Below are 23,735 nucleotides of genomic sequence, written 5' to 3'. Positions count from 1 at the left end.
CCGCGGGCGGACGGTCCCGCTTAAAACCGGCATCTTTGGGCGCCGGCCGGCTGGCCGGCCCGGGGGCCCGGCAGCCGGGGCCCCCGGCACGTTATCCCTTTCTTTATTTTCGCTATCCGATGTCCAACCGCGTTACCGCCGCCGTTCCCCCCGCCGACCTGGCCCAGGCCCTCGACCTGCTCAAGCAGGCCCGCGCCTTGCTCGAACCCTACCTGCACCCGCTCACGCCCGACGAGCGCAAGAATATGGTGAAAATGGGCGACAAGTCAGTAGGCTTCATGACGAAGCTGCTTGACTATGCCGCTAACTCGCCGGCCTTTGTGCCGGCCTTCGTGAACTTTGATGAGCTGAAGCAGGACGTGGGCACGGCCACCGACCTGGCCCCTGTGGAGCAGTTTGCCGCCCAGCTGGCCCTCGACCTGGGCAGCACCGTGATGCTGGCCGGCTCGGAGGGCATGACCCAGGCCTCGCCCGTGTACCAGAATATCCGGTTCCTGGCGCAGCAGAAGCAGCCCGGGGCCCAGCTCGCCTACGACGACCTGAGCCAGCGCTTCCCTGGCCGGCCGGCCAAAAAGGCCGCCCCCGCTGCTTAAGCCGTTTTTCTCTCCCAAAATGTAGCGCTGCCCTACCTCTTACTGGCTCCGAACGGCTTATTGCCCGTTCGGAGCCATTTTTTGTGCCCGCCCGGGGCCCCCTAAGTCGTTTGGAGCGACTTATCGGGCCTTCGGAACGAGCTTTTGCGCCCACCGCAGGGGTTTGGGGGCCCCGGGCAGGGGAAATAACTCCCTCCGAAGGCGAGAGAAACCGTTGCGAGAGCGCAATAACTCCCTCCAAGGGAGAAACTCCTTCTGCCGAAGCAGCAATAACTCCCTCCGGGGGAGTAAAAACCCGTTCCGAAGGAAAAAAAACGTCCTTGGAGCGGGCTGGGGGCCCCGGCGCGGGGGGCGGGGCTAGGGCAGGAAGCCCAGCGGGGCCAGCTGGGGCAGCAGCCACTGGCCCAGGGCGGCGTGGTGGCGCTTCACGTCGGCCAGCAGGTCGGGGGCCAGGTTTTGGTCGGCCAGGGCGTTGCGCACCTGAAACCAGCCCGCGTCCCAGGTGCCGATGCGGAAGTGGCCAGTGCGCAGGGCGGGCAGGTGGGCGTAGAAAAACTGGTACAGCGGGCGGGCCGCGGCCAGCAGGGCCTGGGCCGCGGGGGGCAGGGCGGCGGCGTGGACCAGCAGCCAGGCGGCGGCGTGGCGGTCGGGATCGGCGGCGGTGAGGGTGCGCTGCACGTCCAGGTCTTTGAGGGGCCAGGTGCGCACCTCCGCCTTGGCCCACGGATACAGGTGGTTGGGCACGCTGTAGGTGGTGCCCTGGTAGGGCACTGCCGCCAGGGCGGCGGTCTGGTTCGAGTTGCTGAACAGGCTCCAGGCCACGCAGCCGGCCACAAAGTCGGCGGGCAGCGGCTCGGCGGCGGGGGCCAGGAACTGGTCGCGGTCGTTGAGCCAGGTGGCCTTGGGCAGCCGGCGCACGGCGTGCACCACCAGGGCCCGCTCGAAGTTGGCGGGCACCACGCTCAGGGCCCCCGCGCTGGCGTAGGGCCCCGAGAGCAGGGCGGTGTTGTTCTGGTGTTGAAAATCGTTGCCTGCGCACATCAGCGAGGCTAGGAAGCCGGGGGCCACCTGGTCGCGCACGTCGGTGGTGCGGGTGCTTACGGTGATGGCGGCGCTGAACGGGGGAAAGACGCGCTTGGTGCGCGGCCGGGGCACCCACTTGCTCAGAAACTGGTCGCGGTGCTGGGTGCTAAACAGCTTGGTACCTACCTTCTCTACCTGCTCGTTGAACACGTTCAATTCCACTATTTGGTCGTCCAGGGCCCGTTCGCGGCCCAAGTTCCAGAGCAGAAAGCCCACCGGAAACTTGCCCTTGGTGCCCGCGAAGTTGGCCGACGAAAACACGAAGCCCCGCTCGAACTCGTAGCGAAATACCCGCTCGCGCAGGAAATGGTCGTTGGTGGCGTTGAGGTATTTGGTTTTGGAAAACATGCCCAGGTGGGCGGTTTTACCCTGGAAGTCGCGGCGGATGCGAAATAAAAACTGCGCGAACAACTCGCGGCTGGTTTCGCCCAATCCTTCCCGGTGCATGACTTTTTGCACACGGGTGGCGCTTACTAGGTCCTTGCTTTTTTTGCCGGGCGCGGCGGTGCCGGCCGTCTGGCTGGTGGCAAAGGGCGGGTTGATGAGCACAATCCACTTCAGGGCGGGGTTAGCCAGGTCGTCGCGCAGGGTTTTGGGCAGCTTCCAAGCGTCGAGGTAGCCGAGGCTTTCGGTATTGAAGAGGTTGCCGATGTCATCGTTGAGGTAGTCGTACTGAAAGATGGTGGCTCCCGGAAACAAGCCCTGGCAGTGGTCCACGTCCACCTGGTCGAGGGTGCTGAGATAACAGAAGGGCAGCGCATCGGTGGGCAGGCCGTATTCGAGGTTGCCGGTGCCGGCGGCCATGTCCCAGAGGCGGTACTGGCCGGTGGCCCACCAGCGGGGCCCCAGGGTACGTTCGAGGTAGTCGAGGGCCTTGGCGGCGAAGGACAAGGGCGTGTAGAACTCGCCCTCGCGGCGGCGGCTTTCCTCGTCAGAGAGGCGGTCAATTTTGGCTACCAGCGCCCGCATGGTGTCGGGGTTGGTCACCTTTTCGTACAGGCTCCAGAAGTAGTCGTAGGCGCGGGGTAGGATTTTCTTGTCTACCCAGGCCCCGGTGCCGAGGTTGAACAGTACCCGGCCCTGGCCCGGCTGCGCCAGGGAGCGCCCCTCCTGGATGTCGGCCATGAAGTAGCGCGACGACTTCTTGCCATTGCGCACGCTCTCGCCAAACTGGTTATTCCAGTAGTGGTACACTTCCTCGAAGTTGCGTTCGGTAATTACCTTTTTGTCGGCCAGCCCCAGCGCCGCCTGCGAGGCCAGGGCCCCGGCCAGGCGGGCGGCCCAGGCCTCGTACTCGGTTTCCTGCCGCAGGTCGTACACGTGGGCATCGCGCACGGCGGGCAGTAGCAGCAAGGCCGCCGTCAGGCGGGGGTCGGGGCTGCTGGGGGCCAGGTCCCAGTCGTAGGCGTGGGCCTCGTCGGCGTACACGTCGCGCAGCGCCGCCGCGTCGAAGAGCAGCCCTTCGTTGCGGTCGGCCAGGCAGATGTGCCCCGGGATGGGCCGGTCAGTGTAGCCAAACTTGAGGCGGCGCATGTAGTACAGGGCCTGGGCCAGCACGGCCGCCCGCTGCCGCAGGCTGGCAAAGTTTTTATCGAACTTAAACTCGAACAGCACCCGGGGGGTGTACAAATCGTTGCGGTCGGCTGTGTCGTAGGTGATGTCAAACTGCTTCGCCACGACGTTTTTTACGTCTTCTTCCGTGTGGGCTTTGTCTAGGGCGCGCACAAAGGTGGCGTGTACTGCTTTTTTGGCCATAGAAATTGGATGGAAAGGGATAGGCCCGCAAGCTACGGCCGGCGCGGGGGGCGGCCCCCCGCGCTACCTAACACGAAACGGGGCCCCGCGGCGTTACGGCCGCGTTCCGACCTTTACTGCATGGCCCACCTGTACCGCTTGCGCTTCCCCTGGCTGGGCCTGCTCGTGGCGGTGTGGGCGGTGCTGAGCGCTCTGGGGGCCCGGGCCCAGGAAAAACCGGCCCTGCCCCCAGGGCCGGGGGTGCCTGCGGCTGCCCCGGCCCTGGGGGCGCCGGCCACCGCCGCGCCCGCCGTGGGGGCCCCGCGCGTGGCCCCTACCGCGGTGCCGCCGCCCAGCAGCCGGCGCTGCCGCTACCTGCGCCTGGCCCCGGGCCGCGATACCACCGACTTCGCCCTGGCCGACACGCTGACTATTGTGCCCGCCTCGGTGACGGCCGCCGATGGCCGCGCCGTGCCCTACGATGCGCGCACGGGCCGCTACCGCTGGGTGCGCTCTGCCCCGCGCGACAGCGCCGGGCCCCCCCGGCTCGATTCGGTGCTGCTCTGCTACCGGGTGCTGCCGCTGCGGCTGGAGGCGGCCCGCTACCGCCGGCCCCTGCGGCTGATGGACAGCCTGGACTTCCGCCGGGGCCCCATCGGCTACGAGGATTTTTCGGTGAAGGAGCAGATCCTCAACACGCCGGGCATCAGCAAAACCGGCAACCTGGCGCGGGGCGTCAGCTTCGGCAATACCCAGAACGTGTTCGTGAACTCGGCCCTGAACCTGCAATTGGAAGGCCAGCTCACGGACGGCATCCACCTCACGGCGGCCATTTCCGACCAGAACGTGCCGTTTCAGCCCGAGGGCAACACCCAGCAGCTCCAGCAGTTCGACAAGATTTACATTACCCTCACCAGCAAGCAGGGCAGCCTGACAGCCGGCGACGTAGTGCTGCGCAACAAGCCCGACTACTTCCTGCGCTACTACAAAAACATCCAGGGCGCGGCGCTGGAGGCCAATTTTGGGCCCCCGCTACCGGGCCTGGTGAGCGGCCCCGCGGCCCAGGGCGTGGCCAACACGGTGTTTTTGAACGGCCAGGCCGGGCAGTTGCCGGTGGCCCCGGGGGGCGCGGTGCCCACCCTCAACCCCGCCGGCATTGCCCAGCCCCAGCTGGCCGACCCCAACCGCCAGGTGCCGCTGGCTGGGGCCACCGCCACGGCCAGCGGGCGCACAGCCAAGGGCCTGGCCTGGCAGTCGTCCACGGCCGTGGCGGGCGGGGTGGCCAAGGGCAAATTTGCCAGCCTGGAGGTGGCCCCGCTCGAAAACGTGCAGGGGCCCTACCGCCTCGTGGGGCCCAACGGCGAGCAGTTCATCATCGTGCTGGCCAACTCGGAGCGCGTGTACCTCGACGGCCGCTTGCAGGTGCGGGGCTACGATGCCGACTACACCATCGACTACAACCTGGCCGAGGTCACGTTCACGCCGCGCCACCTCATCACCCGCAATTCGCGGATTAAGATTGATTTTGAATATTCTGACCTCAACTATTCCCGCTCGCTCTACGCCCTGAGCCACTACCAGCAAATCGGCAAGCTGGGCATCCACGCCAACTACTACCAGGAGGCCGACAACCCCGACAACGCCGCCAACCTGGAGCTGGGCCCCGCCGACCGCCTGCGCCTGCGCGCCGCCGGCAACGTGGCCGCCGTGGACGCGCCCGGGGCCGACTCCGCGGTCTTCAACCGCACCATTGTGCAGTACCACCGCGCCGTGGTGCTGCCGCCCGGGGCCCTGCTGCCGGTGGCCGTTTTCACCTACGTGGGGGCCACCTCGCCCATCGATTCGGTACGCGGCGTGTACACGGTGCGCTTCACCGACCTGGGCCAGGGCAACGGCGACTACGTGGCCAGCACCCGGTTTGTGGCCGCCAACGGGCGCGTGTACGAGTACGTGGCCCCCGTGGGCGGCGTGCGCCAGGGGCGCTACCAGCCCGTGCGCCGCCTGCCCACGCCTCAGCTCAAGCAGTTGGTGAGCGCCGGGGCCAGCTACGAGGTGGCGCGCGGGGCCACCGTGTTTGTGGACGCGGCCACCTCGCGGCTCGACCGCAACCGCTTCTCGCCCGAGAGCGACCGCGGCGGGGCCGTGCACGTGGGCTACGTGGTGCAGGACCGCCGCCTGAACCTGCCCGGCCTGCGCGACTACCGCGTGCGCTCGGCCCTCGACTACGAGTACACGGCCCCGCGCTTTGCGCCCATTGACCGCTACCGCGACATCGAGTTCGACCGCAACTGGAGCACGGCCAGCACCGTGCAGGGCAACGCCGTGGGCGGCGTACCGCGCGAAGACAATATCCTGAACTTTAGCGTTGGGTTGGCCAAAAACGTGAATAATAATTTCAGCTATCGCCTCAGCAAACGCTACCGGCCGGGCGAGGTGAACGGCACCCAGCACTGGCTGGATGGGGCCCAGAAATTCGGGGGCCTGGAGCTGCGCGGCTCGCTGTTTTTGCTGAACTCCGAGGCTGGGCGCTTCCGCTCCAGCTGGGCGCGGGGTGAGGGTACGGCCCGCTTCGTGGGCGGGGCCCTGGTGCCGGGCTACGCCTACCGCTTCGACAAAAACCGGGTGGCCCTGCCCGGTGGCGACAGCACCAGCACGGTCAATTACTTCGATGAGCACAACGTGTTTGTGCAGAGCCGCGACTCGGCCCGCACCAAGTTCCGGCTCGATTACAGCTACCGCCGCGACCAGGGCCCCACCGCCGACCGCCGGGCCCTGGCCGAACGCAGCGCTGCCCAAACCTGGCAGGGCAGCCTGGCCGCCCGCCCCGGCCGCACGCAAGACCTGCGCATCGTGGCTACCTACCGCAGCCTGGCCCAGCGCGACAGCGCCCTGAGCCGCACGGCGCTCGGCAAAATCGACTACAACGTGGGCCTGTTCCAGAACCAGGTGCGCTCGGAGCTGAGCTACAGCGTGGCCACCGGCCGCGAGCTGCGCCGCGACTACTCCTACCTGGCCGTGCCCGCCGGCCAGGGCACCCACTATTGGCGCGACGCGCCTCCCTACGACGGCATCCAGCAGAAGAACGAGTTTTTTGAGGCCCAAACGGCCGATGCCCAGTACCGCACCTACATTAAGGTGTACCTGCCCACCGCCGACTACCTCATCGCCTTCACCAACCGCCTCAGCTACCGCCTCACCACGGCCGCGCCGCGGGGCTGGCGCGAGGCCGGCGGCTGGCGGGCGGTGGCCGCGCGCTTCGCCACCCTCAGCAGCGTGACCGTGGACCGCCGCACCGCCAACCCCAACCTGGGCCAGCGCCTGAGCCCCTTCGGCTACGGGCCCCAGGACGACCAGCTGCTGGCCTTCAATCAGTTGATGCGCAACACGGTGTACTTCAACCGCTCCAACCCCATCTTCGGGGCCGAATTCACGGTGCAGCAAACCCAGCAGAAAACCCTGCTCACCCAAGGTTTTGACCTGCGCAACCTGGCCACCCAAAGCCTGCTGGTGCGCCGCACGCTGGCCCAGTTCTTTACCGGGCGCCTCACCCTCACGCGCGACATCCGCGAGGCCCAGAGCGACTACCTCACCACGGCCACCACCAGCCGCAACTTCCGCCTGCTCAACTACATCGTGCAGCCCGAAATCAGCTACCAGCCCTCGCCCGCGCTGCGCCTCACCGGCACCTACCTGCGCACCACCAAGCGCAACGTGCGTGACGACGCCTACTTCGGCACGGCCGGCGTGTTTGATGAGCTGGGCCTCGAAGCCCGCATCAGCCAGGTGAGCAAGCGCACCGTGACGGCGGCTACCCGCTTCACCCGCGTGGGCTTTGCCGGCGACCCCACCTCGGCCGTGGGCATCGAAATCCTCAATGCTCTGCGCGCCGGCGCCAACTTCACCTGGAATCTGAACCTGGAGCAGCGCCTGAGCAACGGCCTGAACCTGACGCTGGCCTACGACGGCCGCAAAGCCAGCGGCCTCAACGTGGTGCACACCGGACGCATGCAGGTGGCGGTGCTGTTTTAGGGCCCCCGGGGCCCCAAATCCGGACCAGCTATCGGATCGTTTGCCGCGTAAAGGGTGAGAAAAATACCGGTTTATGGGCGGATTCTTGCAAAATTTGAGCACCTTCGCCTTTTAGATAGCGGGCGAGTTGGCCAGATCAGGTCGGGCTTGTGCGTCTCTGGTTTCCGCTTCGTTCTTAGCATCCGCGCCTGCGCGGGGCCCCCACCCACTTTTCTATGCAGCAACACCAACTCTCCACGGCGGATTACGTCGTTTTCCTCATCTACTTCGTCGTCGTGGCCGGCTACGGGCTGTGGATTTACCAACGCAAAAAATCCGAGGCCAGCGGCTCGAAGGACTACTTCCTGGCCGAAGGCTCGTTGACGTGGTGGGCCATCGGGGCCTCGCTCATCGCCTCTAACATCTCGGCCGAGCAGTTCGTGGGCATGTCGGGCTCGGGCTTCAAAATGGGCCTGGCCATTGCCACCTACGAGTGGATGGCCTCCATCACGCTCATTATCGTGGCCGTGTTCTTCATCCCGGTCTATCTCAAGAACCGCATCTTCACGATGCCCCAGTTCCTGAGCCAGCGCTACAACGACACGGTGGCCATGATCATGGCCGTGTTCTGGCTGCTGCTCTACGTCATCGTCAACCTCACCTCCATCCTCTACCTGGGGGCCATCGCCATCAGCAGCGTGTCGGGCCTCGACTTGAACGCGTGCATGTACGCCATGGCGTTTTTTGCCGTCATCATCACCCTGGGCGGCATGAAGGTGATTGGCTACACCGACGTGATTCAGGTATTTTTCCTGATTCTGGGGGGGCTCGCCACCACTTACCTGGCCCTGAGCCTAGTGGCCGAGCACAACGGCACCACCGGCGTGCTCAACGGCTTCCACCTGATGACGCAACAGGCCGGCGACCACTTCCAGATGATTTTCCATCGCGACAACCCCAACTACCTCGATCTGCCCGGCCTGACGGTGCTCGTGGGCGGCATGTGGATCGTGAACCTCAACTACTGGGGCTGCAACCAGTACATCACCCAGCGGGCCCTGGGGGCCGATTTGCCCACCGCCCGCGGGGGCCTGCTGTTCGCCGCTTTTCTCAAGCTGCTCATGCCCGTAATTGTGGTACTGCCCGGCATCGCGGCCTTCGTGCTCTACAAGCAAAACGTGTTTGGCGCAGAGATGATGCAGGGCGGCGAGCTGAACCCCGACCGCGCCTACCCCGTGCTGCTCAACCTGCTGCCGGTGGGCCTCAAGGGCCTCTCGTTCGCGGCCCTCACGGCCGCCGTGGTGGCCTCGCTGGCCGGCAAAACCAACTCCATCGCCACTATTTTCACGCTCGACATCTACAAGAAAAAGCTGCGCCCCGACGCTTCTGAGGCGCAGCTGGTGCGCGTGGGCAAGCTCACGGTGATGGTGGCCATGATCCTGGGCGTGCTGATTGCCCCGCACTTGGGCATTGACAAAAAAGGCGGCTTCCAGTTCATTCAGGAGTACACGGGCTTCGTGTCGCCGGGCATTTTCGCCATGTTCATCCTGGGTTTTTTCTGGAAGAAAACCACCTCCAGCGCCGCCCTGTTCGCCACCATCGGCGGCTTCATTTTCTCGGTGCTGCTGAAGTTTTTGCCGAAAGTGGCCGACCTCTCCTTCCTGGCTCCCTTCGGGTTCGCGTCGAAAAGCCTGGACCTGGCCGACGGCGGGGCCTACATCATCCCGTTCCTCGACCGCATGGGCTTCGTATTCATCTTCTGCATCCTCGGGATGGTCCTCATCAGCGTGTTCCAAACCAACCGCGGGGTCAAAACCAAAGGCCTGGCAATCGACCGCAGCATGTTCAAGCCCACGCCCGCCTTCACCGTGGGGGCCCTGCTGGTGTTCGGCCTCATCGTGGCGCTCTACACCGTGTTCTGGTAAGAATTTCTGCCATCTTTACGGGCCGCTGGCCTGCGCGTGGCGCGGGTGGGCGGCCCGTTTTTTGCCCCTTCTTTCACCCTTTTTCTTTCGTATGAGCACCCCCAACCCCCAAAAGCACCTCGTGTTCGAGGACGTGGCCCAGCGCCTACGCGGCGAAGGCTTCGGCATCGACAAGCAGGACGAAACGCGCCCCTGGGGCGGCTTCTTCGTGATCGACGAAACCCAGGCCCAGCAGTTTGCCGACACGTACTTCGACGGCCTCTCCATCGAAGGCCTGAAGATTTCGGGCAAGCTCAGCCCCAAAATCCTGGTGGTGGCGCCCTTGCAGCGCCTCTCGTGGCAGTACCACCACCGCCGCGCCGAAATCTGGCGCGTGGTGCAGGGCCCTATCGCCGTGGCCACCAGCGAAACCGACGAGCAGAACGAGCCGAAACACTACGGCCCAGGCGAGCAAATCATCCTCAAGCAGGGCGAGCGCCATCGCCTCATCGGCCTCGACGGCTGGGGCATCGTGGCTGAAATCTGGCAGCATACCGACGCCGCCCAGCCCTCCGACGAGGACGACATCGTGCGCGTGCAGGACGACTTCGGCCGCTAGGGCCCCAACACCCGTCAACAAAAAGCCTCGATTCAAGCAGAATCGAGGCTTTTTGTTGGGCCTTGGCGGACTAATAATTACGCGGTGACGATGCTTTGCAAGGAACGCTGTTTAGCAGTTCGGCTACGCTTATAATGGAGCTGTTTAGGAAGTCTGGAAATTCAAAACAGAACGTCATGCTGAGCTTATCGAAGCATCTCTACCGCATACTAAATCAATTGTTTAACGAAGCAGTAGAGATGCTTCGACAAGCTCAGCATGACGTTCTGACGACTTCCTAAACAGCTTCCTTTTCTCATGTAGTCGAGACAGAGTATTAGCACACAATTACACCCTAAAAGAGGGTGTACTCAATGCGTGAAGTTACTTTTTGGAAAATGAAGCTTTTGAATGGGTTCTCTCGGAGAAGTACCACGGCGGCCGCGCCTCGGAAGGAAACTCAAAACCGCACGGATTCCAGAAAGTGTCCGAGAAGTAATCTTATGTCAATGAGTAAAAACCTGATAAGCGGTGCATATTGAAAAAGAGGTTTAAGCCGAGCCCATTACCGCTCCTGGCCCACTAAGCTGCCCTACAGCCCCGCCAGGCGGCGCGCGGCCTTCACCACGGCCAGCTCGGCCTGGCCGGCGGGCAGCTGGGCGTCGTCGAGCACGGCGCGGGCCGTCAATTGCCACACGGGCATGGCGGGCTGGTTGGCCTCTAGTTGCGTAAGGCGCTCGAGTAGCACCGTGGCCAGGGCCCCCAGCCGTGTCGAGAGCGGGGCGTACTCGCTCAAGGCCGGGGTAGCGAGCAGCAGCGGTTGCAGCGCCGCATCGTTGGCCTGCCAGCGCAGCAGTTGGATGCGCAGCTGTACCAGCTGCCGGGCCAGGGCAGGCGGCCGTACGGGCGCGGCCAGTCCAGCCAGCACGCTGTCCACGGCCGTGCCAAACTGCCGGGCCACCTCCGATTCAGCCGGCGCCGCGTCCACGAGGCGGTTCAAGGGCGTTTGGGTGCTGTATTTAAAGCCCTGGAAATGGCGCTTGTATTCCTTCACCGGCTCCAGTACCGCGGCTAGTGCGGTGAGGGGCCCCAGGGCTCCGGCCGGCGCCATTTGCCGCAACAGCTGCGCCGGGGCCCGGCGGTGGTGCAGGCCCAGGGCGTCGAGCTGCGCCGACACCAGGGCCAGGCGGCGGTACAGGTCGGGCACGTCCTGGGTGGTGGCTTGGGGCGACCACAGGCGCTCGGCCACCGCCGCGGCGCGGGGCCAGACGCGCGATTCGTAGATGACTGAATCGGCAAACTCGCTCCACATGGCCGCCTCGCCGCCCAGCACCAGCTTTTGCTGGGCCATGTCGAGGGGCGTAGTGGCGGGCAGCGGGTCGGCGGCGTAGTAGGTGGCGGCGGGGTAGTTCAGGTCGAGGTAGTAGCCGCTGGAGAGCAGGGCGCGGTGGCCCAGGCGCACGGCTTCGTTCAGGCCCTTGGCACCGCGCCAGCTCTGGATGACGACTTCCTTGGGCAGGTCGGGGCCCAAAATCTCGTCCCAGCCCACCATCGTTTTGCCGCGGGCGGTGAGCAGGGCCAGTATTTTGCGGTTGAAGTAGGTTTGAAGCTGGTGCTTGTCCACGTCGGCCGTGCCGGCTTTCAGCATCTTGTTGTCGCGCATGAAGGCCACAATGAGCGGGTTATGCCGCCACTGCCGCCCGTCGTTTTCGTCGCCCCCGATGTGGAAATACGGGTCCGGGAACAGCCCCGCCATCTCCGTCAGCAGCGAGTCGAGCAAGGCGTAGGTCGTGGGCTTAGTGGGGTCGAGGGCGATGTTGAGCACGCCCCAGCGGGTAGGTACGGCCTTGATGGAGTCGTTCGAAGCCAGCCGCGGGTAGGCCGCCGCGAGGGCCCCGGCGTGGCCCGGCAAGTCGAACTCGGGTACCACCCGGATGCCGCGCGCCGCAGCGTAGGCCACCACCTCGCGCACCTGGGCCTGGGTGTAGTAGCCGGTGGCGCCGGCCACTTGCTGCAAGCGCGGCAGCAGCTTGCTCTCCACCTGGAAACCCTGGTCGTCACACAAATGCCAGTGCATTACGTTCAGCTTCACGGCCGCCATGCCGTCGAGGGTGCGCTTGACGACGGCCACCGGCAGGAAGTGCCGGGCGGGGTCCACCAGCAGCCCGCGCCAGGCAAAGCGTGGCTGGTCCAGCACGTCGGCCTCGGGCAGGTAGCGGCCGGTTTTCCCGAAGCGCGGCAGCTGCTCCAGCGTGGCCAGGGCCCGCAGCACGCCCAGGCCGGTGGGCGCGTCGATGAGCACGCCGCCCGGCGTCACGCGCAGGCTGTAGCGCTCCTCGTTCGGCTGGGCCAGCTGGCCCGCGCGCCCGTAGCGGATTTGCAGCACCGGCCCCGGCGTTTTGGCCGGGCGGGCGGGGGCCCCGCTGTGCAGGCGGGCCAGGGTGCGCAGCGCGGCGGGCCGCACGGCCGGGTCGGGCGCGGCGGGCGCGGCGATTTGCAGCCGCAGCGCGGTTTTCAGGGGCAGGCGGCCGGCGCCCCAGTGCAGCTCGGTGGGCTGGGGCAGCAGGGGCGAGGGGGGGGGCGGCGCCTGGGCCCGGGCGGCCATTCCGCCAAAAATGGCTAGCACCGAAGCAACGAAAACGCACGCCCAGGGCCGAAAAATTTGCGGGGCGCCGCCTTGGTTCGCGGCGTTTACTTTCTCGGTGCGTGGTGCCGTTGGTTGCCTCATAGTAGTCCGCGTGCCTTGAATTCCAGGTACTTGTTGATGGTGTTGACATTCAAATCCTTCGGAGCCGTCAGCAGCGTGTGGATGCCGTAGCGCTGCAATTCGAGCACAATTTGACGCTTTTCCTGGGCAAATTTCTCGGCGATGGTCTGATTGTACACGTCCTCGGTGGTTTCGGCGGGGGCCCCCAGGTAGGCGCGCAGCTCGGTGTTCTCGAAAAAAACGACCAGCAGCAGGTGGTCCTGGGCGAGGCGGCGCAGGTAGGGTAGCTGGCGTTGCAGGCCGTGCAGGGTTTCGAAGTTAGTGAACAGCACCAGCAGGCTGCGCTGCTGCACGCGGGCCCGCACGGTGGCGTAGAGCAGCGCAAAATCCGACTCCAGGTACTGCGTTTTCTGGCGGTACAGCACCTCCAGAATCTTCAGCAGGTGGCCGGGGCGGCGGTCGGCCAGCAGGGCAGCCCCGGGCTTGTTGGAAAACGTGATGAGCCCCGCCTTGTCGTGCTTGAGCAGGGCGATGTTGCTGAGCACCAGCGTGGCGTTGATGGCGTAATCGAGCAGGCTCAGGCCGTCGAAAGGCATCCGCATCACCCGGCCCTTGTCGATGAGGCAGTACACGGGCTGGGCGCGCTCATCCTGGAAGTGGTTCACCACCAGGGCGTCGGCCTCGCCGGTGCTGGCGCGGCGGGCGGTGGCCTTCCAGTTGAGGGTGCGCGGGTCGTCGCCGGCCACGTAGGGCCGGATTTGCTCGAACTCCTGGCTGTGGCCCACCCGCCGGATGCGCTTCACGCCCACCTCCGTGAGGCGGTTGTGGATGGCCAGCAGCTCGTACTGCCGCATCTGTAAAAAAGATGGGTAAACAGGAACTACCCGCTGCGCATCGTAGCGAAACCGGCGGCGTACCAGGCCCAGCGGCGAGGCGGCGTAGATGTTCAGGGCCCCAAACTCGTACTCGCCGCGCTTGGTGGGCCGCAGCTGGTAGCGAATTACCTGGGTTTCGCCCGGCTTAATGGCCGCTTTAAAGAGCACGTCGCGCCGCTGAAACTGGTGCGGAATCTCGTCAATCGTCTCCGTCTGGATGGCAAAGCGGTAGCGGTTCTCGAGGTACAATTCCACGTCGTTTTCCGAGCCGTTGGCCAGCTTGTCGCCCAGCACCCGCCGCCCAAACACCGGGGCCCCCTGGCCCTTAGTCGGCGCATATAGCAGCGCCGCATCGAGCCCCACCAGGGCCCCCAGCAGCAGCCCCGCCACCCGCACCGGCCCCAGCAGCCACGGCAGGAAGAACGCCACCGCGAAGCCCGTGATGAGGACCACGAGGAGCAGGAAGAAGCGGCGCGTTAGGAAAAAGGACATGTTAAGTGCTTGTTCAAATTTATTTCGGCAATGTCAGGTTGCAAATTGGATGGTGAATTGGCGGCCAACGCGGTCGAGAATGTGCCACACAGCGGTTTTGAGGGTTTTGAAATCGGCGTAGGCTTCGGGCCGCAGCCACTCGTATTTGACTTTGCGCCAGAGGGTCTCGATTTTGTTGAGGTGAGGGCTGTAGGTGGGCAGGTAGAAAATGTGCACGTCGCGGTCCTCCCAGTCCTGCAGCCGCGCTTGAAACGCGGCGGTGTGGTGCAGGCGGGCATTGTCGAGGACCAGTACCGTGGGCCGGGTGCGGGTCGCGACCCAGGCGTCGAGCGTGTCAATGACAAAGGCCGCATCCACGCTTCCCTCACGGGCGGCGGTGTGCAACTCGTTGGTGGTGGCGTTGAACAAGCCCAACACGTTGAAGCGCTGGCTATGGCGGGGCTGGGTGGCAACGTGTTCGCCGGGAAATTGCCAGCCGTACGGGATGGCCGAGGTCAGGCAAAAGCCGGATTCATCGCCGTAGAACAGGTCAAGCGCGCCTGCTTGCTCCAACTCTTGCACCTGGCGCAACTGGTGGGCTTTGAAGGCGTAGTCGTCCGGGTCCTGGGCCGGTTTCAGCCCGTGGCGGAAGCGCCGCCATTTGCCCCCACACTTTTTAAAAAACGCTTCAGCGTCAGGGCCGAGAAATCTTTGCGCAGTTCCTGACGCAGCACGGCGGTCACGTCTTTGAGTTGCTGGCGGTTGGCGCGCACAGCGGCTTCCACGCGCTGCTGGTCGGCGGGCTGCAGGATAGCCGGCCGACCTTGCCCTTTGGCGTTGGCCAAGCCCGCTAAGCCGCCCTGTTCCCAGCGGTTAAACCAGCCGTACACCGTGCCCTGGCTCACGTTCAGCAGGGCCGCCAGCGCGGGGACCGACTGCCCGTCCGCGCTCCACAACAAGCCTTGGCAACGGGCGCGGAACTGGTGCTGCGGGTGATGGTGACGGCCAGCTTCCAGCGTAGTCCGTTCCGCAGCGTCCAAGGAAATGTAGCGTTTTTGCATCTTCAAAGTAACAACCAATCCATTAGTTAATTTTGAACAAGCACTTAGCGCAAGGTTTTGCGAGGTTAAAATAGGTTTCGCCAAGGTGTGGTTTATTCAAAAATCAGGGATTCGCGAAACCTGTTTTAACCTCGCAAAACCTTGCGCTATCACCTAGGAACTTCCACCGACTGCACAATCTGCTGCACTACTTCGTCGGGTGTGCCGCCTTCCATTTCGCGCTCGGGGGTAAGCAGGATACGGTGGCGCAGCACGCTGGGGGCCAGGAACTGCACGTCTTCGGGCGTCACGAAGTCGCGGCCGCGCAGGGCGGCCAGGGCCTTGGCGCCGTTGAGCAGGGCCAGCGAGGCGCGGGGCGAGGCCCCCAGGTACAGTGCTTTGTGGGCGCGGGTCTGGCCCACGAGCTTGGCGATGTACTCCAGAATGTTGGGCTCGACGCGTTGCTGGCGCACTTGCGCGCGCAGGGCCCCCAGGTCGGCGGCCGATAGGATGGGCTGCACTGAATCGAGCGAAGTGCCGCCGAAACCGGCGTGGTGGCCCTGCAAAATCTGCACTTCCTCGGCCAGGGTGGGATAGCCCACGCGCAGCTTGAACAGGAAGCGGTCGAGCTGGGCTTCGGGCAGGCGATAGGTGCCTTCCTGCTCCACGGGGTTCTGGGTGGCCAGCACCAAAAACGGCTCCTGCATGGTGTAGGTGGTGCCATCCTGCGTCACGGTGCGCTCCTCCATCACCTCAAACAGCGCCGATTGCGTCTTGGCCGGGGCCCTGTTTATCTCGTCAATCAGCACCACGCTGGCGAAAATGGGCCCCCGCCGAAACTCAAACTCGCCGGTATTCTGCCGGAAAATGGACGTGCCCAGCACGTCGGCCGGCATCAGGTCGGGCGTGAACTGGATGCGGCTGAACGGCACGGCCAGCGTGCGCGCCAGTAGCTTGGCCATAAGGGTTTTGGCCACGCCCGGCACGCCCTCCAGCAGCACGTGCCCATCGGCCAGCACGGCCGTGAGCAGCAGCTCCAGCAAATCGGCTTGGCCAACGATGATTTTGCCAATCTCGGCGCGCACGGCCTCGGCGCGGGCCGAGAGCTGGGCAAAATCAGTGCGGGGCGCGAAGCCGGCGGCCGCCTCGGGCGCGGGCGCGGACTCAGCTAAAGGCGCGGGTTCATTCAAAAGCGCGGTTTCGGCCAAAGGCGTATCATTGCCAGCGGCAAGGTCCAGTGGGGTGGAGTTGGGGGCGAGGTCGGTGGGTTCCATGTGGTAGAAAAGGGGCCCCCGGGATGCGAAACGGACGGCAAAAAGCTCGTTTCCGCATCAAAAAGGCATTATAATGGAATAGTACAATTAGGTAAAAACGGTGTTTCTGGGTTCCGTGCAAAAAGGTAAAACTACCCGGCTTCGCGCCGGAAATCGGTGATGGCCCGGCTGAGTTGTAGCAGCGCCCGGTCGTCGATTTGGGGGGCGGTACGGGCGAAATTTACGAGCCGCAGCAACTCGTCCACACGGGCGCGGGGCAGGCCGGCCTTCTGGCTCAGCCGTTCGCGGAAGTCGCTGTCGCCCAGGTCGGGGCTGGCTTCATTGAAGCGTACCCGCAGGTAATCCAGGAACAGGGCCACCCGCTTCTCAGCAATTAGCGCATGGTTGCGGCCCTGGCGGTATAGTCCCGCCACGGTGCGGATAAAAAGTAACGTGGTGTTGGGCAACGGCTTGATGGTGGGAATGATGCGCTGGCGGCGGCGCGCTTCCACCAGCACAAACAGCACGGCCCCCAGCAGCGTGAGATAGTAGGCGGCGCGCAGGGCCGGGTAGGCCAGCAGCACCCGCAGCAGCGACTGGTCGCCCAGGGGCCCCTGCTTCTGGTACTCATCCCACCAGGCGGCGCGGGCGGGTAGGTAGGCCAGGGCCCCGGCGGCAAAATCGGCGGTGCGGGGCCGCAGCAAATAGTAATTCGTGAAGGCCAGCGGCACCGAGCAGAGGTAGAAATGGCCTGCGCCGTGATCGAGGCGGATAAACACGGCGCGGCCCTGGGCGTCGGTGGCCAGCGTGCGGCCGGCCCGCCCGGCCTTCACCACCAGGCGGGCCCGGGCCAGCAGGGCCGGCAGCCGGTAGCGCGCGCCGGCCAATGCCGGGTGGGTAAAGCGCAGCGTCACCGAATCGGCGACGAGCAGGCCGCGGGGTCCGGAGTGGGAGGCCACAGCCACATCGTCGGTGTAAAAGCCCAGCGAATCACCCAGCACGGGGCTCTGGAAGTCATCGGCCGCGATGAACACGTCGTTGCCCAGGGCCACGAAGCGCAGCAGGGCGCGTGCGTCGGCCGCTGAGGCCCCAAAGCCGTCGTTGATGAATAAGTAACTGGCCTGGGCCGCCAGCACATCGGGCCCCGCGGTGGGCGGCGGGGGCGTTTCCGCTTCGGTAGAGTCGTTGACGGCGGTACTGGTCTGGCTGCTGCTGTCCACCTCTGCAGCGGCGTCCGGGGCCCCGGTGAGCTGGGTGTAGGCCGAGCGGCGCACGGTGGCCACCGAATCGGTGCCCAGCAGGCGCGGCAGCTGGTCGAACAGCACGAAGGTGCCGTAGGGAATCTTATCCTTGTTAATGTAGGTCGGTGACCAGTCCAGGGGCTTGGGGCGGTAATATTCCAGGGCCACGTAGGCCCCGAACAAGGCCAGCAACCCGAGCATATACCAGCGAAACGTCGTCATGGGCACAGCGAAAAAAAATTAGGCAGGGCGGTGGGCCGGGGCCCCCGCCAGCTGGCCGGCCAGGGCCCGGTGCCCGGTGCGCACGTGCGCGTACTGCCCGGCCGTCAGCCCCAGTTCGCCGTACCACACGTACTCAAACTGCCGGGTGATTTCGCGAAAATCGGCGCGCAGGGGGCCCTGGGCGGGCAGCTCGGCCAGGTAGGCGTGGTTGGTTTTGTTGGGTTGCCAGTCGATGAAGCCGCCGTCGGCCAGTTGCTTGAGCAGCTGTAAGTAACCCAGGCGCACGGCCAGCCGGAAGTTGCCGGTGGCCTCGGCCTCGGCCAGGCGGGCAGGGAAGTCAACCGCGTGGATGTTTTCGGCGGCCGCGTCGTAGGCCAGGGGGGGGCGGCGCGGCCCGCGGCCAAACACGCCGGTGAGGTCCACCTGCAACAGCTTCAGCACCACAAACACGCCTGCCGCCACAAACAGGGCGTAGAAAACCCAGCGCCAGAAGTGCGTGTAGCTCCGCTGCTGCAACCAGTTCTGTACCCGCTGCCACAGCCGCGCCCAAAACAAATCCCAGGCGCTGAGGTGCGGCACCGCCTCGGCATAGTCGAAATCGCGCTGGCTGCGCAGCCCGCGCAGCCGCGCCGCGTCGGGCCGGCGGGCGGGCAGCGGTGTGGCGCGGTCGGCGGGCAGCGGGCGGGTAGCCGTATCGGCCGGCGCCAGGGCCCGCGCGGGCCCCTGCGCCGGGGGGCCCCCGGCCGCGCCCGTGGCGGCAAGCAAGCCCATGGCCAGCACCGCAGGGCGTAGCCAGGAGAACGGAAGCAGGGCGGATGGGCGGGGCGTTTTCAAAAGGAAGGGATGGGACACGGGCCGGCGCAACGGCTGCGTGAGTTACCGTCGGCACGATGTAACAACGCATCCTTGCGTCTCAGGCTTAAACAATTTGCCCGGATACTGTTCAATTCCAAGACGCAAGGAGGCGTTGCTGCCCCCGCGCCAGGAGCAAAAAAATGAAGTCAAGCAACGGCTTAAGTAGTTGCTGATGTTACGCACCACTTCGGCGCACTGTCTGGAAATGGCCTTTTCCGAAACCGCTAAAGTGTCTTTGTGAAGCGTGGACGCAATTAGTGCGTAAAATCAGGTAGTTAGTCAAAAATAAACGCACACTGGCTTATCGCTAAAAATTTGTTAATTAGACAACAAGCTAATAAAGCCGTTTAGGAAGTCTGGAAATTCAAAATTGACCGTCATGCTCATCTGGCGTTCGCGCAGCCGAAGCATCTCTCCCGCAGCAGTAATCCAGATTAGTTAAGCAGTAGAGATGCTTCGGCTGCGCGTACGCCAGATGAGCATGATGGTCTGACGACTTCTTAAACAGCTTCAATAGCCATCAGACTTTTTCCTGAATTAGAAAAAACGTAGAATGTCATGCAGCGCGCAGCATCTTTCTCGCGGCAGTAATTATGATCAGTAACGCGGAAAAGATGCTTCGCTGCGCGCTGCATGGCGTTCTGTCTTGTGCGATTTTTATTCAGGAATAAGTCTATCAGCCAAAAGCTAATGGCTGATTAATTAGTATTCTCCTTCGTCGTCGGGGCGGTAGGCGTGGGGCCCGGCGGCCACCGGCGCCTGGCCCAGCTGGTCCACCAGGGCGTGCAAGCCGAGGCTTTCCTTGCGCTCCACCAAATTGAAGTACTGAAACGCCAGCACCAGTAAAATAGGGGGATACACCAGCAGCGTGAACAGGGTGGTGATGGCCGTGACGGTGACGGTGAACAGTGGCGTTTTGACGGCGTGCACCATCGACGTGAGGCCGCCGGCCAGCAGCGCGGCCACGCTGCCCGCGGCCGCCAGCAGCACGTACAGTAGCAGCACCATGATGAAGAGCACGCCGAACGTGGACCACCACTTGCCCCGCGTCAGGAACAGGCAGCGGCTAATGGTGGCCCGGAAGCCCGTGCCTTCCACCAGCCGCACCACGAAAAATAAGCTCAGGGCTACCATGAGGTACACGCCCGGCAGGACGAATACCAAAAAGCCCAGCGCCACGACGATGCCCAGGCCCCAAAGCGAGAAAAACGTGCCTAGAAACTCGCGCTTCACCACGGCCCACACGTCGGCCACACTGGTGGTGCGGCCCGGGCCACTGGGGCCCGCCAGGCAATGCAGCAAGTAGCCGTATACGCTCAGGATGAGCAGGGTACTGAAAATTTGACTTGCCACCGAGTTGAGGTAGTAGGTAGGCGAGGTAATCATGGTGCCGTATAGGCTGCGCTGCCGCTGCCACGCGCTGTCGGCAGCTGCGCCCGTGGCCATTTGCATGCTGGCCACGAGCTGAGTTTGCAGTAAGCCCGAGAGCACGCCCTGCACCAGGGCGGCGGGCAGGACAATGTAGAGCAGCACCCGGCCCAGGGGCCGGAAATGCACGCCGATGAACTCGAACGTGGCGCTGATTTTCTGCCCAAAGTCGCGCTCTTGGCGAAAGTCGGATTCTTGCGAGTAAGTGTTGGCCATAGCGTTGGGGAAGAGGTAGTTGGGTAGAAAATAAAGCGTGGGAAATCAGGCTAACTACCAGCTATTCAGTAGCCGGTGGGGCCCCCAGCTGCCGCCGAAGCCGGATGGGGTACCACACGAAATACCACCCGAGGAACGCCGCCGACCCGCCGATGATGGCCAGGCTGGCCGCCAGCGGCATCTCGGTGTGGCGCGTCACGAAGCTCTCCAGAAAGCCCGCCACGAAAAACAGTGGCACCAGGCCCATGGCCAGCTTCAGGCCCTCGCGGGCCGAGCGCCGGAACGCCTCGGCCCGGCTGTAGGTGCCCGGAAACAGCAGGCCCCGGGCCATAACGAAGCCCGCACCGCCGGCCAGTACGATGGACGAGATTTCGAGCGTGCCGTGGATCCAGATGGTGAGCAGCGACTGCCGCAGCACGTGCTGCTGGTAAAAGAAGTACTGGAACGAGCCCAACATCACCCCGTTTTTGAAGAGCATATATGCCGTGCCCACGCCCCCGGTGATGCCCGCCGCGAAGGTGAGCAACGCCACCCGCACGTTGTTGGCGGTGATTTGCAGGAACATCGACGCCTGGCCCGCGTTCTTGTAAATAGCCATCGGGTCGCCGCGGCGAATGTTTTCCAGGGTCTGGTCCACGTAGCCGTCGCCAAGCACGGCCCGCACAAACGTGTCGTCGTAGGCTGCCGATAGGGCCCCCAGCGCCGTGAAGAGCAGAAATACGGCCAGCGCCCAGGCCAGTGTGCGGTGGTGGCGGCCCACCACCAGCGGCACCTCCCGAGCCCAGAAGCGCCCGAAGCGCCCGCCTGCTTCCCGCTTGTTGCGGTACAGGGCCTGGTGCTGCTGGGCAGCCAGGTCGTTGAGGTAAGCCGTGGTGGGCGAAGCGGGGTAAAAGGTTTGGGCAAAGGCCAGGTCGTCGGTCAGGGCCACGAAGCGGGCGGCTAGCTCGTTGGGATCGGCGGCGGGGCCGGCCGCGTACTGCTGCCAGCGGGCCTGGTTTTGGCGGAGAAAAAGGGCTTCGCGCATGACGGAGGAGGTAGGCCTTAAAGGTAGCAGCCGGCGCCGAAGCATTCTTGTTTATTCATCCCCGGCCACCCGCGGCGTAAACATCCTGGCGGCGGGCCGTATTTTTCGGGGCGCACCACCGCCCTTCGCTCTTTATCACCCTGCCCGCCCATGAGTACCCTCCGCATCCACACCACCCAGAACGTCAGCCTGGAGTACGAGGTTGCCAGCGTGGGCGAGCGCCTGCTGGCCACGCTCATCGACTACGCCTTATACCTGGTGTGGTTTGCCCTGTGCGGCGTGCTGCTTTACAAGCTGGGCGCCGGCCAAGACCGGGTGGCGCTGACGCTGATGCTGCTGCCCACCATGTTCTACTTTCTCGTGTGCGAAGTATTTTTCAACGGCCAAACGCTGGGCAAAAAGGCGCGCCACCTGCGCGTGGTGCGCCTCGATGGCACGGCCCCTGGCCTCGGCGACTACTGCCTGCGCTGGCTGCTGCGTCCCTTCGAGGTGCTGCTCTTTTTTGGGGCTCCGGCGCTGCTCACCATCCTTATCAACGGCAAGGGCCAGCGCCTGGGCGACATAGCCGCCGGCACGGCCGTTATCAGCCTGCGCCCGGGCGCAGCGCGCGCCGAGGGCCTAAGCCTGGCCGCAGTGCCGGCCGACTACCAACCCGTTTTCGCACAAGCCGCCACCCTCGCCGACCACGACGTGGCTCTGCTACGCCGGCTGGTGCACCAGGCCAACGCTCGTGGCAACTTCATGCTGCTGCACGAAACCGCTACTAAGGTCAAGGCCCTCACCGGCATCGCCTCCGACCTGCCCGACCTGCCCTTCCTGCAAACCGTGCTGCGCGACCACGCCTACCTGGCCGCCCAGGCCTAGGGCCCCGGGCGCGGTTGGGGCCCCGGCGGCGCCCCCGTGCACAAAAAAGGCTTGCCCGGTGGGGCAAGCCTTTTTTTGTTTGCGATTAGCAAGCCCGGTGGGCCCCCTAGTTGCGGGTCATCAGGGCATTGGTGGCCAGCTCCGTGGACGGGATGGGCCACACGTAGAGCACGTTGGTGGGCTCTACGGCCCCAACCGACCCCTTACCGGGGATGGTGGCCCCGAGGCGCAGGAGGTCGCCGTTGCGTAGGCCCTCGCCCAGGAACTCGATGCGGCGCTCCAGCAGCAGCGCGTCGGTGGTGGCGGCCACCGTGCTCAGGTCGGCGGTGGTGTAGGCCGTAGCGCTGGAGCGGGTGCGCACGGCGTTCAGCAGCAGGAGGGCCTGGGCGTCCACGGTGTTGGTGGAGCGCACCCGGGCCTCGGCCAGGTTCAGCAGCACCTCGGCGTAGCGAATGACGGGCGCTTTGTCGATGTAGGGCGTGCCGGTGGGGTACTTCGACAAGAAGTACTCGGTGCCCGATTTGGTCACGAAGTTGACGCGGCGGGCGTCGGTAGCGGCCCAGTTGGTGTTGGCGTAAATGCTGCCCGCGGCGGTATTCAGGCCGTACTCACCGTTGCCCAGCGGGGCCGGCAAGTAATAGTAGGCTAGCTGGTTCTGCGTACCGGGCGGGTCTTGGGCCGTGAAGGGGAAGGACAGGATGCTCTCAGTCGTCAATTGACTTCCCGCAAACACAGCTACTACCGAAGAATTTAGAGCGTTGGGCACGCCGCTCGGCGCCGCGAAGGGCGCGGCGGCGGGCACCAGCTTATTGGCCTCCGTAATGACGTCGGCGTAGCGGCCCATGCTCAGGTACACGCGCGTTTTCAGGGCGATGGCCGTGTTGCGGTGGGCTCGGGTTACGTTCAAGGAAGGGTCCGTAGTCCCGTAAGTCAGTGGCAGGTTCTGCTCGGCGAAGGTGAGGTCGCTCAGGATTTGGGCGTACACCTCGGCCACCGTGCTGCGGGCCAGGTTGTTGTTCTGGGGCCCGGTTTCGGCTAGGATGCGCAGGGGCAGGCCGGGCTTGGTGCCGCCGCCGTCGGTGTAGGGCCGGGCGTAGAGTTGCAGCAGCGAGTAGTAGCTCAGGGCGCGCAGCAGCCGGGCTTCGCCACGGTAGTTGTTGGCCGTGGTGGCATAATTAGCCGCGAAGGCGGGGGCCACAAACAGCGCCGCATTTTTGTCGAGGCCCGCCAGGAACACGTTGGCCTGGTTGATGGCCGCGTACGCCGCGCCCCAGGTGGCAATGACGTCGTTCTGCGAGGCTTCCGTCAGCGTATGGTTCCACACCCCCAGGCCGGTCACGCCGTTCGACGTGCGGTTCACGAAGTCGTTGGCTCGGATGTCGCCGTAAATCTGGTAGCGCCCTCCCAGGAAGCTGCCCGTCTTTGCGTAGGCGTACATATTATTGACTTGCAGCCCAATGCGGGCCGGGGTGCTGAATACCACCTGGTCAGAAAGTACCGTGGTGGGCACAGGGCTCAGCAGGTCAGTCTGGCAGGAAAAGGTGCCCAGGGCTAAAAAAGTAGCGCAGGCTGCCGCGGTCGCCTTATTCTTTATAGATAGCTTCATTAGGAATGAAAAT

The 23,735-nt window shown here is 64.7% G+C and carries 16 protein-coding genes; 5 read left to right on the top strand and 11 right to left on the bottom strand.

Features of this window, described 5'->3' with window-relative positions:
* Nucleotides 1-119 precede the first annotated feature (119 nt).
* On the top strand, nucleotides 120-593 hold the full coding sequence (locus tag DDQ68_RS10630) for a hypothetical protein (protein ID WP_109656278.1): 474 nt from the start codon (nucleotides 120-122) through the stop codon (nucleotides 591-593).
* 357 nt (nucleotides 594-950) lie between these two features.
* Here DDQ68_RS10630 and DDQ68_RS10625 read toward each other — a convergent pair whose 3' ends face one another.
* Nucleotides 951-3,431: a hypothetical protein gene (locus DDQ68_RS10625; RefSeq protein ID WP_109656277.1), complete on the bottom strand. Its 2,481-nt coding sequence runs from the start codon at nucleotides 3,429-3,431 to the stop codon at nucleotides 951-953.
* 120 nt (nucleotides 3,432-3,551) lie between these two features.
* On the opposite strand from DDQ68_RS10625, the gene DDQ68_RS10620 reads away from it, so the two are divergent.
* The 3 genes from DDQ68_RS10620 (at nucleotide 3,552) to DDQ68_RS10610 (ending at nucleotide 9,941) form a co-directional block, all read left to right on the top strand.
* Complete coding sequence (locus DDQ68_RS10620) at nucleotides 3,552-7,439, top strand: DUF8818 domain-containing protein (RefSeq protein ID WP_109656276.1); 3,888 nt, start codon at nucleotides 3,552-3,554, stop codon at nucleotides 7,437-7,439.
* A 215-nt stretch (nucleotides 7,440-7,654) separates the two neighbouring features.
* The gene (locus DDQ68_RS10615) at nucleotides 7,655-9,343 is read left to right on the top strand and encodes a sodium:solute symporter family transporter (RefSeq protein ID WP_109656275.1); all 1,689 of its coding nucleotides are present in this window, start codon (nucleotides 7,655-7,657) and stop codon (nucleotides 9,341-9,343) included.
* Between the two features lie 91 nt (nucleotides 9,344-9,434).
* Entirely contained in the window at nucleotides 9,435-9,941 is a 507-nt protein-coding gene (locus DDQ68_RS10610) for a cupin domain-containing protein (protein ID WP_109656274.1), read from the top strand.
* A 571-nt stretch (nucleotides 9,942-10,512) separates the two neighbouring features.
* On the opposite strand, the gene DDQ68_RS10605 is transcribed toward DDQ68_RS10610, so the two are convergent.
* The 9 genes from DDQ68_RS10605 to DDQ68_RS10565 form a co-directional block, all read right to left on the bottom strand.
* The gene (locus tag DDQ68_RS10605; RefSeq protein WP_162550022.1) at nucleotides 10,513-12,546 is read right to left on the bottom strand and encodes a beta-N-acetylhexosaminidase; all 2,034 of its coding nucleotides are present in this window, start codon (nucleotides 12,544-12,546) and stop codon (nucleotides 10,513-10,515) included.
* A gap of 98 nt (nucleotides 12,547-12,644) precedes the next feature.
* Nucleotides 12,645-13,994: a DUF58 domain-containing protein gene (locus tag DDQ68_RS10600; RefSeq protein ID WP_109656272.1), complete on the bottom strand. Its 1,350-nt coding sequence runs from the start codon at nucleotides 13,992-13,994 to the stop codon at nucleotides 12,645-12,647.
* A gap of 33 nt (nucleotides 13,995-14,027) precedes the next feature.
* Nucleotides 14,028-14,612: an IS630 family transposase gene (locus DDQ68_RS10595; protein ID WP_245897417.1), complete on the bottom strand. Its 585-nt coding sequence runs from the start codon at nucleotides 14,610-14,612 to the stop codon at nucleotides 14,028-14,030.
* A complete protein-coding gene (locus DDQ68_RS10590) occupies nucleotides 14,609-15,034 on the bottom strand; it encodes a helix-turn-helix domain-containing protein (protein WP_109655318.1) in 426 nt (141 codons plus the stop codon). Before DDQ68_RS10590 ends, DDQ68_RS10595 begins: the two co-directional genes overlap by 4 nt.
* Before the next feature lie 149 nt (nucleotides 15,035-15,183).
* Complete coding sequence (locus DDQ68_RS10585) at nucleotides 15,184-16,287, bottom strand: AAA family ATPase (RefSeq protein WP_245897402.1); 1,104 nt, start codon at nucleotides 16,285-16,287, stop codon at nucleotides 15,184-15,186.
* Nucleotides 16,288-16,418: 131 nt separating this feature from the next.
* The gene (locus DDQ68_RS10580; protein ID WP_109656271.1) at nucleotides 16,419-17,729 is read right to left on the bottom strand and encodes a DUF4350 domain-containing protein; all 1,311 of its coding nucleotides are present in this window, start codon (nucleotides 17,727-17,729) and stop codon (nucleotides 16,419-16,421) included.
* 18 nt (nucleotides 17,730-17,747) lie between these two features.
* The gene (locus DDQ68_RS10575; RefSeq protein ID WP_162550021.1) at nucleotides 17,748-18,563 is read right to left on the bottom strand and encodes a DUF4129 domain-containing protein; all 816 of its coding nucleotides are present in this window, start codon (nucleotides 18,561-18,563) and stop codon (nucleotides 17,748-17,750) included.
* Nucleotides 18,564-19,286: 723 nt separating this feature from the next.
* A complete protein-coding gene (locus DDQ68_RS10570) occupies nucleotides 19,287-20,228 on the bottom strand; it encodes a hypothetical protein (protein WP_109656269.1) in 942 nt (313 codons plus the stop codon).
* A gap of 61 nt (nucleotides 20,229-20,289) precedes the next feature.
* Nucleotides 20,290-21,252 (bottom strand): stage II sporulation protein M, encoded by a 963-nt coding sequence (locus DDQ68_RS10565; protein ID WP_109656268.1) that lies wholly within the window; start codon nucleotides 21,250-21,252, stop codon nucleotides 20,290-20,292.
* Between the two features lie 150 nt (nucleotides 21,253-21,402).
* Between DDQ68_RS10565 and DDQ68_RS10560 the strand changes: the two genes are divergently transcribed.
* Complete coding sequence (locus tag DDQ68_RS10560; protein WP_109656267.1) at nucleotides 21,403-22,116, top strand: RDD family protein; 714 nt, start codon at nucleotides 21,403-21,405, stop codon at nucleotides 22,114-22,116.
* A gap of 106 nt (nucleotides 22,117-22,222) precedes the next feature.
* Here the strand turns inward: DDQ68_RS10560 and DDQ68_RS10555 are convergent, their stop codons facing one another.
* The gene (locus DDQ68_RS10555; RefSeq protein ID WP_109656266.1) at nucleotides 22,223-23,722 is read right to left on the bottom strand and encodes a RagB/SusD family nutrient uptake outer membrane protein; all 1,500 of its coding nucleotides are present in this window, start codon (nucleotides 23,720-23,722) and stop codon (nucleotides 22,223-22,225) included.
* Between the last annotated feature and the right edge of the window lie 13 nt (nucleotides 23,723-23,735).

Origin of the sequence: Hymenobacter nivis, assembly GCF_003149515.1 — a bacterium.
Lineage (GTDB): Bacteria > Bacteroidota > Bacteroidia > Cytophagales > Hymenobacteraceae > Hymenobacter > Hymenobacter nivis.
This window is presented reverse-complemented; position numbering and strand designations above follow the sequence as displayed.

Excerpts from the sequence above, each read along its gene's own strand:
- DDQ68_RS10630 (WP_109656278.1), top strand. The coding sequence starts at position 120 with ATGTCCAACCGCGTTACCGCCGCCGTTCCCCCCGCCGACCTGGCCCAG.
- DDQ68_RS10625 (WP_109656277.1), bottom strand. The coding sequence starts at position 3,431 with ATGGCCAAAAAAGCAGTACACGCCACCTTTGTGCGCGCCCTAGACAAA.
- DDQ68_RS10620 (WP_109656276.1), top strand. The coding sequence starts at position 3,552 with ATGGCCCACCTGTACCGCTTGCGCTTCCCCTGGCTGGGCCTGCTCGTG.
- DDQ68_RS10615 (WP_109656275.1), top strand. The coding sequence starts at position 7,655 with ATGCAGCAACACCAACTCTCCACGGCGGATTACGTCGTTTTCCTCATC.
- DDQ68_RS10610 (WP_109656274.1), top strand. The coding sequence starts at position 9,435 with ATGAGCACCCCCAACCCCCAAAAGCACCTCGTGTTCGAGGACGTGGCC.
- DDQ68_RS10600 (WP_109656272.1), bottom strand. The coding sequence starts at position 13,994 with ATGTCCTTTTTCCTAACGCGCCGCTTCTTCCTGCTCCTCGTGGTCCTC.
- DDQ68_RS10590 (WP_109655318.1), bottom strand. The coding sequence starts at position 15,034 with ATGCAAAAACGCTACATTTCCTTGGACGCTGCGGAACGGACTACGCTG.
- DDQ68_RS10585 (WP_245897402.1), bottom strand. The coding sequence starts at position 16,287 with ATGGAACCCACCGACCTCGCCCCCAACTCCACCCCACTGGACCTTGCC.
- DDQ68_RS10580 (WP_109656271.1), bottom strand. The coding sequence starts at position 17,729 with ATGACGACGTTTCGCTGGTATATGCTCGGGTTGCTGGCCTTGTTCGGG.
- DDQ68_RS10570 (WP_109656269.1), bottom strand. The coding sequence starts at position 20,228 with ATGGCCAACACTTACTCGCAAGAATCCGACTTTCGCCAAGAGCGCGAC.
- DDQ68_RS10565 (WP_109656268.1), bottom strand. The coding sequence starts at position 21,252 with ATGCGCGAAGCCCTTTTTCTCCGCCAAAACCAGGCCCGCTGGCAGCAG.
- DDQ68_RS10560 (WP_109656267.1), top strand. The coding sequence starts at position 21,403 with ATGAGTACCCTCCGCATCCACACCACCCAGAACGTCAGCCTGGAGTAC.
- DDQ68_RS10555 (WP_109656266.1), bottom strand. The coding sequence starts at position 23,722 with ATGAAGCTATCTATAAAGAATAAGGCGACCGCGGCAGCCTGCGCTACT.